Annotated in this window: 13 protein-coding genes; 5 read left to right on the plus strand and 8 right to left on the minus strand. The window is 75.5% G+C overall.

Features of this window, described 5'->3' with window-relative positions; genetic code table 11:
• Position 1: 1 nt before the first annotated feature.
• Complete coding sequence (locus ABT112_RS04940) at positions 2-256, plus strand: hypothetical protein (RefSeq protein WP_351505620.1); 255 nt, start codon at positions 2-4, stop codon at positions 254-256.
• A gap of 69 nt (positions 257-325) precedes the next feature.
• Here ABT112_RS04940 and ABT112_RS04945 read toward each other — a convergent pair whose 3' ends face one another.
• On the minus strand, positions 326-1,918 hold the full coding sequence (locus ABT112_RS04945; protein ID WP_351505622.1) for an amino acid permease: 1,593 nt from the start codon (positions 1,916-1,918) through the stop codon (positions 326-328).
• Between the two features lie 496 nt (positions 1,919-2,414).
• The gene (locus ABT112_RS04950) at positions 2,415-4,664 is read right to left on the minus strand and encodes a phage holin family protein (RefSeq protein ID WP_351505624.1); all 2,250 of its coding nucleotides are present in this window, start codon (positions 4,662-4,664) and stop codon (positions 2,415-2,417) included.
• Positions 4,665-5,108: 444 nt separating this feature from the next.
• On the opposite strand from ABT112_RS04950, the gene ABT112_RS04955 reads away from it, so the two are divergent.
• The gene (locus tag ABT112_RS04955; RefSeq protein ID WP_351505626.1) at positions 5,109-5,888 is read left to right on the plus strand and encodes an MBL fold metallo-hydrolase; all 780 of its coding nucleotides are present in this window, start codon (positions 5,109-5,111) and stop codon (positions 5,886-5,888) included.
• Complete coding sequence (locus ABT112_RS04960) at positions 5,885-6,511, plus strand: DedA family protein (RefSeq protein ID WP_351505628.1); 627 nt, start codon at positions 5,885-5,887, stop codon at positions 6,509-6,511. The genes ABT112_RS04955 and ABT112_RS04960 overlap by 4 nt, the downstream gene beginning before the upstream one ends.
• Positions 6,512-6,529: 18 nt before the next feature.
• On the opposite strand, the gene ABT112_RS04965 is transcribed toward ABT112_RS04960, so the two are convergent.
• The 6 genes from ABT112_RS04965 to ABT112_RS04990 all read right to left on the minus strand — a co-directional run bounded on the left by ABT112_RS04965 (position 6,530) and on the right by ABT112_RS04990 (position 11,100).
• Positions 6,530-7,765: an aminotransferase class I/II-fold pyridoxal phosphate-dependent enzyme gene (locus ABT112_RS04965; RefSeq protein WP_351505629.1), complete on the minus strand. Its 1,236-nt coding sequence runs from the start codon at positions 7,763-7,765 to the stop codon at positions 6,530-6,532.
• Positions 7,766-8,047: 282 nt separating this feature from the next.
• The gene (locus tag ABT112_RS04970) at positions 8,048-8,860 is read right to left on the minus strand and encodes a SigB/SigF/SigG family RNA polymerase sigma factor (RefSeq protein ID WP_351505631.1); all 813 of its coding nucleotides are present in this window, start codon (positions 8,858-8,860) and stop codon (positions 8,048-8,050) included.
• Positions 8,861-9,221: 361 nt separating this feature from the next.
• Entirely contained in the window at positions 9,222-9,611 is a 390-nt protein-coding gene (locus tag ABT112_RS04975) for a DUF3618 domain-containing protein (RefSeq protein ID WP_351505633.1), read from the minus strand.
• Positions 9,608-10,210, minus strand: a complete 603-nt coding sequence (locus ABT112_RS04980; protein ID WP_351505634.1) for a phage holin family protein — start codon at positions 10,208-10,210, stop codon at positions 9,608-9,610. The genes ABT112_RS04975 and ABT112_RS04980 overlap by 4 nt, the downstream gene beginning before the upstream one ends.
• Positions 10,207-10,374, minus strand: a complete 168-nt coding sequence (locus tag ABT112_RS04985) for a hypothetical protein (RefSeq protein ID WP_351505636.1) — start codon at positions 10,372-10,374, stop codon at positions 10,207-10,209. Before ABT112_RS04985 ends, ABT112_RS04980 begins: the two co-directional genes overlap by 4 nt.
• Before the next feature lie 447 nt (positions 10,375-10,821).
• On the minus strand, positions 10,822-11,100 hold the full coding sequence (locus ABT112_RS04990) for a DUF6158 family protein (RefSeq protein WP_351505638.1): 279 nt from the start codon (positions 11,098-11,100) through the stop codon (positions 10,822-10,824).
• A gap of 126 nt (positions 11,101-11,226) precedes the next feature.
• Here ABT112_RS04990 and ABT112_RS04995 point away from each other — a divergent pair, with 126 nt between their 5' ends.
• Positions 11,227-11,610: a DUF2795 domain-containing protein gene (locus tag ABT112_RS04995; RefSeq protein WP_351505640.1), complete on the plus strand. Its 384-nt coding sequence runs from the start codon at positions 11,227-11,229 to the stop codon at positions 11,608-11,610.
• Positions 11,611-11,971: 361 nt separating this feature from the next.
• The gene (locus ABT112_RS05000; protein ID WP_351505641.1) at positions 11,972-13,474 is read left to right on the plus strand and encodes a bifunctional phosphatase PAP2/diacylglycerol kinase family protein; all 1,503 of its coding nucleotides are present in this window, start codon (positions 11,972-11,974) and stop codon (positions 13,472-13,474) included.
• Positions 13,475-13,689: the final 215 nt, after the last annotated feature.

Consider the following 13,689-nt stretch of genomic DNA (forward strand, 5'->3'; position numbering starts at 1 on the left):
CATGGACTTCAACATCACCGACGCGGAGGAGGCGCTCGTCCTCCGCATTCAGGAAAGGCTGTCCGCCGGCGGCAACCCGACGGAGGACGAACTGGCGGCCGATCTGGGCGACGACGCGCGGCGGAACCTCGAGTCCCTGGCGGACAAGGGCTGGGTGTCGCTGATCCAGCCCCCGGAGGGCGGGCCGAACATGGTCAGCGCGCTCTCCCCGATGGCCCAGGCGGCGGTGACCAACCGGCGCGACGTCCAGAAGTGACGCGGGGCCGTCGCCTGCCGCGGGGGCAGTCGACGGCCCCCGCGGGCGTACGCCGGTGGCGGCTCCGGCTCAGGCGACGCTCTCGCCGGTGGGCGCCGCCTTCGTGGTGTCCACCGGCTCCGCCGGCTCCGCCGGGGCCGGCACCGCGCTGTCCGCGGGCACTGCGGTGTCCGCCGGCTCCGCGGCGTCCGCCGGCTCCCCGCTCGCCGCCCGCTTCCGGCGGGCGGACATCCAGGCGTGCACCAGCACCCCGGCGAACAGGAACAGCACACCCTGGTAGACCGCCGCGTAGCCGGCGCCCGCGACCAGCCACAGCGAGAAGCCGAAGGCGGTGAGCGCCAGCGCCACGTCGCGGACGAAACGCCCGGGGCGGACCCGGTCGCGCTGCCCGGAGATCAGGAAGTACAGCTGGGCGGCGGCGGCCAGCAGGTACGGCACGGTGGCGGTGAACGTGGTGACCAGCACCAGGATCTCGAACACCCGCGCCGTACCGGCCGTGTAGTTGTAGACGGTCAGCAGCGAGGCGAGGACGACCGTGACGAGCACGCCGAAGGTCGGCACGCCCCGCCGCTTGGTGGCGAACCGCTCCGGGAACAGCCCGTCGCGCGCGGCGGCGTACGGGGTCTGGGCGCTCAGCAGCGTCCAGCCGTTGAGCGCGCCCACCATCGAGACGAGGGCGGCGCAGGCGACCACGGTACCGCCCCAGGTGCCGCCGAACATGGCGTTGACCGCGTCCGTGAAAGGCGCCCCGGAGGAGACCAGCTTCTCGTGGGCCACGGTGCCGAAGACGGCGAGGGTGCCGAGCAGGTAGACCAGCGCCGCACCGAGGGTGCCCAGAACGGTGGCCCGCCCGACGTTGCGCCGCGGGTCGCGGACCTCGCCCGCGCTGACCGCGGCCGACTCGACGCCCAGGTAGCTGAAGAGCAGGATCGCGGCGGACGCCGAGACCGCCCCGAGGGCGCTGCCGTCCGTCCCCTGGAACGGGCCCAGGTTGTCCGGGTCGAAGAAGAAGAGACCGCCGACGGCGACCAGCAGGAGGGGCGCGAACTTCAGGACGGTGGAGACGAGTTGCACCGCGCCGACCCAGCGGGTCCCCGCCAGGTTGGCGAGGGCCGGGAACCACTGGAGCAGCAGCGCCGCGACCGTCATCTTCCAGACCGAGCCCTCCACCGGGAGGAGCACGTCGAGGTAGCCGACGGCCGCCACGGCCAGCGCCGCGTTGCTCACCCAGGTCGTGATCCAGTACGACCAGGCGGCGAGGAAGCCGGCGAAGTCACCGAAGGCCTCGCGCGCGTAGACATACGGACCGCCGGTCCGCGGATCCCGCTGCGCCAGCTTGCCGAACACCAGCGCGAGGGCGATGGCGCCGATGGTGAGCACGCCGAAGGCGAGCAGGCTGACCGTGCCGTACGGGGCGATGGACGCCGGCAGCAGGAAGATGCCGCCGCCGATGATGTTGCCCATCACCAGCGCGGTGGCGACCGGAAGTCCGAAACGGCTGGCGTGCCGGCTGGCCGGGCCCTGCTGCTGTGCGGAGCCCTCCGGCGGGGAGTCCGGCTGCTGCGGGGAGCCCTGCGCCGGGGCGGTCACCACCTCCCCGGAGGGGGCCTGGGCCGCGTCCGGGGCCGGAGCCGGCGGCGGAACGGTTCCGGTGTCGTGCATGGGGTGGCGCCTTCCTGTGCTGCGCGCCCGTGACGGCCGGTTCGGCGTGGTGGTGCCGCCGGGTGGTGAGCCGGGCGGGGCTGCCGGGGCGGGCCGCTCCCGGCGGTCACCCGCCGTCACCGCCCGTCCGCGTCGCTTTCGGGTGCGCAGCGTGCCGCGGCCGGTGGCGCGGGGCGCACACCAGCCGTGAGATTTCCGGGGGGACCCCATGGTCGGGCATGGTCCACCCGGCACCAAATCACCGATGATGTTCGCCGATGGAACCCCCTGCGCCGAAAATCGGACGGTCCGGGGGGTGTTCGGCCGCGCATTCTTCTCCGGCGGGTGCTCAGGGGGCTTCGCCGGAGGGGTGCGGTGCGGGCGTACCGGCTCCACGCCGGGCCGGCGCTCAGCCCACGCGCCCGGGGATCAGCGCACGCGCCCGGCGGCTCAGCCCACGCGGCGCTCGACGCTTTCCCCATGCGGCGCTCGCCGCTCACCCCACGCGCTCGGCGGCTCAGCCCACGCGCTCGGCCGGCTCCCCGGGCGACGTCAGCGGCACCTGCGGGCCGTCCGCCTCCTCCAGCCAGCGGCGCAGCACGGCGTGCAGCTGCTCCGCCCCCGCCGGCTCCCGGCCGTCGGCGGCCGGCGGGGACAGCTCCACCGGCCAGAGCAGGAAGGGCCGGGACTGCGCGCCACCCAGCCCGCCGTGCGAGCCGATCTGCTCCTCGAACGCGTACACCTCGTCCGTCGCCGGGTCGTACGCCGAGTTGACCATGATGTCGGCCGCGTGCGGGAAGCCTGAGGTGCGCCGTACGGCCTCCGCGGCGCCGGGCCCGAACGGCGCGAGCGGGCTCCCGGGCCCCTCTGCCGTCGGTTCACCGTGCTCGTCGGCGCCGGACACCGCCCCGTCCGGGCTCCCGGGCCCCTCCGCCGTCGGCTCGCCCGGCCCGTCCGCGCCGGACACCGCCCCGTCCGGCTCGCCCGCGCCCGCTCCGCCGCCCGGTTCCTTCGCCCCGAGCCGGTGCTCGGCGCCGCCCGCGCCCAGGACCACCGGACCGTGCCGCTCGCTGCGGACGAGCAGGAAGCCGATGCCGGGGTGTTCCGCCAGGGTGCGCAGCAGGGCCGGGTGGCGGCGGTCGATCTCCTCGCGGCTGACCCGGCCGGGCAGGCCGGGGAAGCTGATCAGCCCGAGGTTGCCGGAGCCGAGCACCAGCGGTTCGGTGGCCCGGGCCCGGCGGTGCCGCTGGTCCCCGTTCGCCTTCTCCGGGCGGTGCAGGGCCGCGCGGGCCGCCGCCCGCGCCTCGGCTCCGCTCGGTGAGCGGCCCGCCCGGCGCGGCACCGGCAGCCCGCACCCGGCCCGGACGAGGTCCTGGAGCGTGAGCCCGTAGGCGTCCTCGAAGGTCGGGCCGAAGCTCTGCCCGTGGTCGGAGAGCAGCACGATTCGGTAGGGCCGCGGCGCATGCCCGACAGCCTGGGCGATCAGCCGGATGCTCCGGTCCAGCCGGGCCAGGACCTGTTCCGCGTCCCGGCCGCGCGGGCCCGAGTGGTGGGCGACCTCGTCGTATCCGACCAGGTCGGCGTAGACGGCCGTCCGGCCCACCAGCAGGTCCCCGATGACCGAGGCGACCACCACGTCCCGCTCCACCACGGTCGCGAAGGCGCGGATGAACGGATACAGCCCGCCCCGCTTGACGCGCGGCCACTCGCGCCGCAGCCGGGCCCGCGCCGACTGCGCGATCTCCCGGCCGACCTCGGCGAGGTAGGACCACGCGGTACGGGTGGCGTTGGCCGGGTCGGAGAAGTACGCGAAGTACCCGGCGCGGGAGCGGTTCTCCCTGCCGCGCCGGGCGGTCACCGACAGGACGAGCGCCAACTGGTCCGCGCCGCCGCTGAACAGATTGCCCCGGCTCGCGCCGTCGGCGGTGAGCAGACCGCCCCGCCCGGTGCGCAGCACCGCCCGGCGCTGGAGCTCGGCGACGCTGGTGGGCCGGCTGCACACCATGACCTCGCCGGTCTCCTTCTCGTACCAGCGGAACGCGGGCACGTCGTGGTTGGAGCCGTGCAGGATGCCGAGCTGGCTGGCGCCCGTCTGGCTGGACCAGTCGGTGCGCCACGGGGTGAGCCGGTACCGCCCGTCGGCGCACCAGCGGGCCAGGGTCGGCATGACCGGTGGCCGCGGCGGCCCGCCCGCGGGTCCGGGCCGCTCCCGCAGCGCGTCGGCCAGCACGTCGTGCCCCACCCCGTCCAGCTGGAGGAACACGGTGCCCGGCGCCGTCGTCCCGGTACGGCCGCGGGCGTCGCCCCGGCGCCGCCGGTGGGCGAGCCGGTACAGCCGCCGCCGGTACGCGCCGTCGTCGTGCACCGCGAGCGCGGTGCTGGTGGCGGACGCGACGGCGGACATGACGGCGGCGACCACGACCGCCGTCTCCGGGGCGACCGCGCCCCGCTGGTCCGGCACCAGGCGCAGTGCGATCAGCAGCAGCGAGCCGTTGAGGAAGAACACCAGCAGCCCGAGCACGAACGCGGGCACCAGCAGCAGCGCCCGTACGACCACCGGCCAGACCAGGGCGCTGAGCAGGCCGAACGCTCCGGCGCCGAGAGCCGCGGTGGCCGCTATCCGGGTGGCGCTGTCACCGGACGGGGACTGCAGCCGGAAGTCGGGGAGGAGGGCGGCGAGGACGAGCAGCGTCACGGTGCTCGCGGCCCAGACGACCAGCACCCGCAGGACCGCGCCCCCGACCGCCCGCCATCTGCCGTCCACCACCACGCTCCTGCCTGCCGCCTCCCGTCCGGACTCCGCCGGGACCGCGGAGCCGGGTCCCGGTCACCGGTCACCGGTCACCGGTCATCCAGCGCCGATCACCTGACGTCTGGCACCGGTCACCCGGCACCTGTGCGGCTTCCCCGGGAGGCTTCGTGCACCCGCCCCGCACCGGGCATGCGGGTGCGTTCCCCAGCGTGGCACAGGAACCGCCGTCCGGGCCCCGGCCTGCCGCGTTTCGCACCTGTGTGCGGAGGGGGACAGGACTCGGGCGGCGGTGGCTCGGGGATCCGGCACCACGCATGGCTGCCCGGTCCGCGGCAGGGCGTGCACCCGGCCGGGGACGGGGAAGAAGCCGAGCGAGGATGGAGGGACCGGAGCAGCGGGGACGGCCGGTGGACGGGCCGTGGGCCCGGCGGTACGGGGCGGAGCGGCAGGAGGTGGCGGGTGCCGGTGGAGATCACTTGGTGGGGCCATGCCACCGCCACCGTGGCGGACTCCGGTCTGCGGTTCCTCACCGACCCCGTGTTCGTACCGCGGCTGGCCCATCTGCGGCGGCGCCGGGGCGCGCTGCCGCCGCCGGAGGCCGCCGTGGCGGACGCGGTCCTCGTCTCCCATCTGCACGCCGACCATCTGCACCTGCCCTCGCTGGCCCGGCTGCGGCCGGGCACCCGGCTGCTCGTGCCGCGGGGTGCCCAGCGGGCCCTGCCCGGACTGCGGCGGCTGGCCGAGGGCGGGCTGCGCGTCACCGAGGTCGAACCGGGGGACGAGCTGGCCGTGGGCGACGCCGTGGTCCGGGCGGTCCGGGCGGCGCACGACGGCCGGCGGCTGCCGTACGGCCCGCACCGGTCGCCCGCGCTGGGCTATGTGATCAGCGGGGAGGCGCGCACGTACTTCGCCGGGGACACCGGGCTGTTCGAGGAGATGGCCGACGAGGTGGGGCCGTGCGACGTGGCGCTGCTGCCGGTCGGCGGCTGGGGCCCGTTCCTCGGGCCCGGGCACCTGAACGCCCGCCGGGCCGCCGAGGCCCTCGTCCGGCTGGCGCCGCGCAGCGCGGTGCCGGTGCACTACGGCACGTACTGGCCGATCGGGCTGGACGCGGTCCGCCCGCACGAATTCCACGCGCCGGGTGAGGAGTTCGTCCGGCATGCGGCGCGGCTCGCCCCCGGGGTGGCGGTGCACCGGCCGGCCCACGGGGAGAGCGTACGGCCGGAGACCGCGCGGTGATCCGGGAGTTGCTGGGGACGGTGCCCCCGGAGACCACCCAGCAGGCCGTCGGCTATCCGACGCTGTTCCTGCTGATCGTGCTCGGTTCCCTGGTGCCCGTGGTGCCGACGGGGGCCCTGGTGAGCTCCGCGGCGGTGGTGGCCTTCCACCGGACGGCGCCGCTCTCCCTGCTGCTGGTGTTCGCGGTGGCGGCGTCCGCGGCGTTCCTCGGGGACCTCGTCCTGTACTGGCTGGGGCGGCGCGGGGCGGAGTCCCGCAATGTCGCGCGCCGGCTGGAACGGCTGCGTCACCGGGCCGCTCCCGACCGGCTGGAGGCGGCACAGCGGAAGCTGGACGCGCACGGGGTCACGGTGCTGGTGCTCTCCCGGCTGGTTCCGGCGGGGCGGATTCCGGTGATGCTGGCGTGCCTGCTGGCCGAGAAGCCGATGCGCTGGTTCGCCCGCGGCGACGCGCCGGCCTGCCTGGCCTGGGCGGCTACGTACCAGCTGATCGGCATCCTCGGCGGTGCGCTGTTCGGCGAGCCCTGGCAGGGCGTGGTGGCGGCCGTGGCGCTGACCCTGGCGATCAGCGCGGCGCCCGCGGGGTGGCGGAGGCTCGCCGCCCGCCGGTCCGGACCGGACTGAGCCCCGCGCGGTACGCGGTCAGGCGTCGGCGCGCTGGTCGTCGTCCAGTTCCACCAGGGTGTCGCGGAGCAGGGTCAACGCCCGGTCCACGTGCGGGAGCAGAAGCGGATCCTCGGCGGTGAGGGTCCGCAGCCGCTCGCTGTCCGAGCCGCCCAGCAGCGGACCGGTGGAGAGCCGGGCGCGGAGCGCGTCGGGGGCGTCCCCGAAGCGGTGTCCGCCCGGCACGGGCTCGCCCAGCCGTTCGCTGAGGTGGTCCTCCAGGTCGACCGAGTCGCTGATGCCGCGGGCCTCCAGGGCATGGCGCAGCGGGTCGAGGTCCACATACACATGGCTGCCGGCCTGGGGCGGACGGCACAGGGCTCCGGCCGCGGTGACCGTGCGGTGGACCGCGGCGGCGAGAGTGCCGTGCAGCCGGGCGGCGGACGCGGTCCGGGCGGCGACCGGCTGGGGTTCGGCGAGGGCGTGCGCCACGGCGGCGGCCACGGGTCCGGCGAGCACCGTCCGCAGCGCGGCCATGATGTCGAGGGTGGCGGCGTGCAGTTCGCCGCCGCGCCAGGTGTTGGGGAAGCGGACGACGGCGGCGGGCCAGCCCGGGGGGACGAGGGCCGCGCCGAGGTCGGTGAGGACGACGACGTCGTTCGGATGCATCTCGGCGGGGCTGAACAGCACGGTGCCCGGGTCGTGCAGGGTGTCGCGGTAGGTCTCGTCGCTGACGATCAGCAGGTCCTCGCCGAGCGCCGCCTCGCAGGCCTCGTGCAGCACCTCGGGCGGGGGCACGGTGCCGCACGGGTCGTCGGCCACGGACAGCAGCAGGACCCGGGGGTCGCCGCCCTCCGCCCGCACCCGCCGTACGGTTTCGAGCAGCGCGAACGGGTCGGGGACGCCGCCGCATTCGGCCGGGGTGGGCGCGTGGTACGCGGGGCGGCCCAGCAGCACGGCCGGGGCGGCGTACCAGGCCGCGCAGGGGCGGGTGAGGAGGACGTCCCCGCCGATCGCGGCGAGCAGGGCGAGCAGCAGCGGCTGGGCCCCCGGCCCGGCGGCGACGTGGTAGGTGTCGGTCACCAGGCCCCGCCGCGACCAGTAGCCGCACGCCGCCTCCAGCAGGTCCCGGCTGCCGCCCACCGGTTCCGGGCCCGCGCCCGTGGCACACCGGAAGAGCCGCTCGGCGAGCTCGGGGAGGACCGGCAGGCCCGGGGCGGGTGCCGGTGGCCCGAACGAGGCCGGGCCGCGGCCCTCCGATGCGGTCGGCTGCATCCGTACACCTCCGACATGGGTCGTTCCGGCGCCTGAGGGCCCCCGGTGGCGCCGGAGGCCGGGTACCCACACCTTCGCAGATCACCCGGGGACGGCCGAGGGGACGACACGCTCGGGACGAGCCCGCCGCGGACGTGGTGGCCGCGGGCATGGTGGCCGCGGACGTGGTGGCCCGGGACCTGCCGGACGGGCGTCGCCGACGCGCGGCGGCTCGTGGGCCGTGCTGGTGGGTTGTGCTCGTGGGTTGTGCTTGCCGGTGGTGCTTGCCGGTTCCACTCGTGGTCAGTTGCGCGACTCGGCCATCACCTGGTCGCAGAGAGCGGAGCAGGTGCGGCTGATCAGCCGCGACACATGCATCTGGGATATGCCGAGCTGTTCGGCGATCCGGCTCTGGGTCATGTCGCAGAAGAACCGCATGTACAGGATCTGCCGCTCCCGCTCCGGAAGCTTGCTGAGCTTGGGTTTCAGGGCCTCCCGGTCGACGATCAGGTCGTACCCCGGCTCCTGGTCACCGAGGGTGTCGACCAGCGCGTAGCCGTCCTCGGAGCCGGGGAGCTCGGCGTCCAGGGAGAGCGGAGTGAAGCTCTCCAGGGCCTCCATCCCGAGCTTCACCTCCTGCTCGGTGAGGCCCGTGTGCTCGGCGATCTCCCGGACACCGGGGCCGCGCCCGTCGAGGGAGTGGGAGAGCTCGCGGTGGGCGGTCCTGACGCGGTTGCGGAGTTCCTGGACCCGGCGGGGCACGTGGAGGCCCCACATGTGGTCACGGAAGTGGCGCTTGACCTCGCCGACGACGGTCGGGACGGCGAAACTCTCGAACGCCGTGCCGCGTTCGGGGTCGTACCGCCGGACCGCCTTGACCAGGCCGAGAGCCGCGACCTGCTCCAGGTCCTCGAGTGATTCACCGCGATTGCGGAACTGCCGGGCAAGGCGTTCGGCCATGGGAATCCAGGCGCGGACGACCTCCTGGCACAGGGCGTCCCGCTCGGGCCCGTCGGGCAGGTGGGCGAGTTCCTCGAACTCGGCGCTGGTGTCGGGGGCGTCGTCGTGAGGGTGCTTCGCGGAAGGGCGCTTGGCCGAGATTTGTGCGGTCGTCATGATGGACAGCTCCCAGGACGGCGGACTGGATCACCGCAGGAGCACGCGCACGACCGAACGGAAACGCGCCACCGGGGCATACACGGTTGCTCCCGCGGGCGTGCCTTCGGTCCGAAGCACGTCTTGCGCCTGCCCGTCGGACCTCCGGCCAAACCGCCGGCCCCGTCGGCCCCACGGGCACTCTCCACGGTAAGCCCGCCCCGTACGGCCCCGCATCCGGCAGCCCCGGACGCGGACGCGTCCGGGGCTGCCGCCCGTGCCGCCGTCCCCCGGATGCCTCCCGGGCCCCGGCCCGCCGCCCGCAGCACCGCAGCGCCGGGGCAGGGCGGCCCGGTCGAGGAGCCGGGTCAGTGCCGCCGGGTCAGTGCCGCCGGGCCAGGGCGTGCCAGTAGCCGGCGGCGAATTCCCGGCCCCTCACGTACCGGTTCGCCGCAGGGGCGTGGCCGTGCCGGCCGCGTACGGCCAGGGCCGCCACCAGCACCATGCCGAGCGCCGCGGCGGCGACCGGAACCGGGCGGCGCCGTCCCGTCTCCGCGGCCGCGTGCGCGGCCGTCCGCAGATGCTCCGGGGTGTCGTGGACGACGTCGGCGGCATAGGCGGCCGTGTGCTGCATGTGGTCCTTCATCTCGGCGACCTTGTGCTGCGCCAGGGTCTTCACGTCCGCCCGTGCCGCGAGCTCCTCCACCGTGGCGCCCAGCCGCTCGCGGGCCTCGGCCACCTGGCCGCGCAGCTCCTCCGGGGTGTTCGTCATCGGTGCACCCTCTCCTTGATCACTTCGACGTCGGCCTTGAGACCGCGGATCGCCTGCTGCGGCTTGAGCGGTGATGCGTTGCGGGTGTCCCGCCTCGCCAGCAGGGCGAGCACCGCGGCCACGACGAACAGCGTGCCCGTCACGATCAGCGCGGCGGCCCAGACGGGCAGCGCCAGCGCGATGGCGGCGATGCCGGTGGCCACCATCGCCTGCAGACCGAGGAAGGCGACCAGTCCGGCGCCTCCGTACAGGCCGCCGCCGCGTCCGGCCCGTCTGCCCTTCTTCACCATCTCGGCCTGGGCCAGGCGCAGTTCGCTCCGGACCAGGTCGGACAGCTGTTCCGAGGCCTGCTTGACGAGCTCGCCGACGGGCTGCTGCTCCCCCGGCCGCGCCGCGCCGCGGGCCGCCCGGACCGGCCCGGGTCCCGTGCCGTCGGTTCCGGGTGCCGTGCCGTCCGTTCCGGGACCGGTGCGAGCATCTCCGGGCCGCGTACGGTCCGTTGCGGTGTCCGGGCGCGGCTGCCCGCCGGCACCCGTCCGGCCGCCGGTGTGTCCTCTGCGGCCGGTGCGATGGTTGCGGTCCTGCACAGTTCCGGTCACCGGGCTGCACCTCCCTTGTGCGACCTGGCCACGGGGGCCCTGGTCAGTCGCCGGGCATGACTGCCGCGTGCCGCCGTCGGCGTGAGGATGAAGTCCTCGTACCGGCCCAGTGCCAGGACGACACCGAGCATCGCTATCGGCATGAATACGGCGAGTACCGCCATGGCCCTGTCCTCTCCTGGGGCCGGGTGCTCCGTCGAACGCGCCGGCCTCCGCTTCGGGTGACCCTCCTCGCCGGAGCCAAACGCGGGGGACAGCGGAGGCAGGGTGCACGGGGGCGGTCGGGGCGGGCCGGAAGCACACCGGCCCCGGGCCCGGGGTCCCTGAGTCCCGGGCCCGGGGCCGTGTTTTCCCCACTCACGACCGCTCGGCCGATCTTCGGGTTGCCGCAATGCCCCACGCCAAACCTCCGCCGCGCGGCCAGGCGGCGGAAGGTGTTATTCCGCAGACCGGCGGCGGGGCGGCGGGCGTCCGCTCCGGCGCGTCAGCCGGCGTGGGCCTCCAGGGGAGCCCCCTCGTGCCCCCGGGTGCCCGCGCTCTCCACCGCCCCGCGAACGCGCGCGGGCCGGGCGGGCCACGCCGCTGCGGCCACCCCGCTCCGGCGGCCCCGCTCAGGATCTGCCGTGCGCGTGCGAGGAGTCACCGTCGCAGTTGCGGCTCCGGGCGCCCTCCCGCGTCCGGCCGGCCGCCACCTGGCGGTCCGGGTGACGTCGCAGGTACTCGCCCTCCAGCTGCGCCATCCGGGTGTTGTGGGCGGCGAGGGCGTCCTGCGAGCCGTACAGCAGGGTCTCGTGTCGCGTGCGGTGGATGGTCTCCAGCTCCTTGAGCAGCTGTGGTTCGTCGAGTGCGGACGGGTCGACACCGCCGTCCCGCCGTCCCTGGTCGCCCATGGTGCACTCCCTTTCGTCACCTGCGTGGTCCGCCGGACACGCAGTGCAGCCGTGTTGCTGCCCGGTCACCGGGTACCCGGCCCGCAGGACCGACACAGGTCCGCCCCGAGCAGTACGGAGGTAGCAATGGAGCGAGGAAGCAACCGGCTCAATGTCCACCGCGACGAGGAGATGAAGCACGAACTCCAGGGGCTGCTGCGCTCCGGCCACCCGACCAGGGCCGACGAGTGGAACGACCCGGAGCCGGGTGCCGACGACGACCCGCCGGCCGCGCTGGGGACCGTGCCCCAGCCGGGAACTGCCGCCGGTGAGGAAGCGCTCCGCTTCGAGCTCGGCCGGCACCTTGCCCGTACCCCGTTCCCGGCGAAGCGCCGGGAACTGCTGCGCACGCTGCACGAGCGGCACGCGCCGGACGGGCTCATCGACGTGGTGACCGAGCTCCCGCCGGACGAGACGTTCCACAACGTGCAGGAGATGGTCACGACCCTCGGGCGCGGCATGCCCGCGTAACGTCGCGGCATGCCCGCGTAACGAGGACCCCACTCCGGGAACCGCAGTGCGGGAACCGCACTGCGAGGACCGCGGAGCGGTGCAGACGGCCCGTTTCCGGTGGCGTCCGGCCGCCGGGAACGGGCCGTCGCCCGTGTCCGCCCGCTCGCCGCCGGTGCACGGCGGACGGCCCCCGGTGTGCAGTCGGGAGACCCATCGGTGGGCGGCCGGAAGACCTACCGGTGTGCGGCCGGGAGCCCCATCGGTGGGCGCCCGGGAGACCTGCCGGTGGGCGGCCGTCCGGGATCCGTGCGGCGGCCCCGTTCCGCCACGTGACGTAGGGCTCCCCCATCGCACGGCCGACAGCGGGTATGCGGTCGGCATGGATGAACAGTTGAGGCACCGCGTCCGCAGCCTGCTCAGCGCGCGGGACCGGTCCGTCTTCGAGCTCGTGGCGGCCCGCGAGTGGCCGGGCGCCGAGCGGGCCCTGCCACGGCTGAGCCGCAGCGCCAACCACGGTCTGCTCTGGTTCGGCCTCGCGGCGGGCATGTGGGCGGTCGGCAGCCCCCGCGGGCGGCGCGCCGCGGCGCGGGGCGTGGCGTCCCTCGCGCTGGCCTCGGCAACGGTCAACACCGTGGGCAAGCGCTCGGTGCGCCGGGCGCGGCCGGTGCAGGACTCGGTGCCGCTGATCCGGCAGCTCCGGCGCCAGCCGGTCACCACCTCCTTCCCCTCCGGGCACGCCGCCTCCGCGGCGGCCTTCGCCGTCGGAGCGGCGCTCGAATCGCGCCGCTGGGGCGCGGTGCTGGCGCCGGTCGCCGCGTCGGTGGCCTTCTCCCGCGTGTACACCGGCGTCCACTACCCGAGCGATGTGGTGGCGGGCGCGGCGCTGGGGGCGGGCGCGGCGTTCGCGGTGCGCGGACTCGTGCCGTCCCGGACCCAGCTCCCGCCCCCGGCGCGGCCCCGAACGGGTGCGCCGGTGCTCCCCGACGGCGACGGCCTGGTGGTCGTGGTGAACCCGGGCTCCGGCGCCCAGCCCACGGTGACCGACCCGGTGCGCCAGCTGCGGACGGCGCTGCCGAAGGCGGAGGTGGTGCTGTACGAGGAGAGCGCCGGTCCGCTGCCCGCCGTGCTGGCGGAGGCGGCCCGGGACGCCGTGAAGCGCGGCGGCGCGCTGGGCGTGTGCGGGGGCGACGGCACGGTGAACGCCGCGGCGACGGCGGCCCTGCAGCACGACGTGCCGCTGGCGGTCTTCCCCGGCGGGACGTTCAACCACTTCGCCGTGGACCTGGGGGTGGAGACGATCCAGGACACGTGCGCCGCGGTGGCGGCGGGCACCGCGGTGAAGGTGGACGTGGGCCGGGTGACCCCCACGGGCGACGGCGGGGAGCCCCTGCACTTCCTCAACACCTTCAGCCTGGGCTCCTATCCCGAGCTGGTCCGGGTCCGGGAGCGCTGGTCTCCCCGGCTGGGCGGGCCCCTGGCGAGCATGCTCGGAGTGATCCATGTGCTGCGGACGTCACGGCCCGTGCGGGCCGAGGTGAACGGCCGGCGGCGGTCCATGTGGCTGCTGTTCGCGGGCAACGGCGCCTACCGCAGCGTGGGCGTCGCGCCGGTGCGCCGGTACGACCTGGCGGACGGCCTGCTGGACGTCCGTATCGCCCACGGCGGCCACTTCGCCCGGACCCGACTGCTCGCGGCGGCCGTGAGCGGTGCGCTGCGCAGCTCCCCGGTGTACGCGGCCATCCGCACCCAGCGGCTGCGGATCTCCGGTCTGGCACCGGGCACGCATCTGGCGTTCGACGGCGAAGTGACGCCCGCTCCCCCGGCCTTCACCCTCGACAAGGCGGAGGAGGCCCTGACGGTCTACCGGCCGGACTTCGACTGAGCCCGGCGGCACCCCACCAGGCAACCCCACCAGGCAACCCCACCGGGCAACCCCGCCGGCCCACCCGCAGGGCGACGCTCGCGGACGGGGCCGGAACCGCCGTCCGGTCACTCTCCCGGCCACCCGCGCCGATCGCGTCCCGCCGCACCCTTCGGCCGCCCTCCTCACCCCACCCGCCCCACCTCCTGACCACATGTTGATACGCCCTTCTCGTC

The organism is Streptomyces sp. NPDC002055 (assembly GCF_040296705.1).
Lineage (GTDB): Bacteria > Actinomycetota > Actinomycetes > Streptomycetales > Streptomycetaceae > Streptomyces.

Coding starts and splice junctions, on each gene's coding strand:
- ABT112_RS04940 (WP_351505620.1), top strand. CDS start 2: ATGGACTTCAACATCACCGACGCGGAGGAGGCGCTCGTCCTCCGCATT.
- ABT112_RS04945 (WP_351505622.1), bottom strand. CDS start 1,918: ATGCACGACACCGGAACCGTTCCGCCGCCGGCTCCGGCCCCGGACGCG.
- ABT112_RS04965 (WP_351505629.1), bottom strand. CDS start 7,765: ATGCAGCCGACCGCATCGGAGGGCCGCGGCCCGGCCTCGTTCGGGCCA.
- ABT112_RS04970 (WP_351505631.1), bottom strand. CDS start 8,860: ATGACGACCGCACAAATCTCGGCCAAGCGCCCTTCCGCGAAGCACCCT.
- ABT112_RS04975 (WP_351505633.1), bottom strand. CDS start 9,611: ATGACGAACACCCCGGAGGAGCTGCGCGGCCAGGTGGCCGAGGCCCGC.
- ABT112_RS04985 (WP_351505636.1), bottom strand. CDS start 10,374: ATGGCGGTACTCGCCGTATTCATGCCGATAGCGATGCTCGGTGTCGTC.
- ABT112_RS04990 (WP_351505638.1), bottom strand. CDS start 11,100: ATGGGCGACCAGGGACGGCGGGACGGCGGTGTCGACCCGTCCGCACTC.
- ABT112_RS04995 (WP_351505640.1), top strand. CDS start 11,227: ATGGAGCGAGGAAGCAACCGGCTCAATGTCCACCGCGACGAGGAGATG.
- ABT112_RS05000 (WP_351505641.1), top strand. CDS start 11,972: ATGGATGAACAGTTGAGGCACCGCGTCCGCAGCCTGCTCAGCGCGCGG.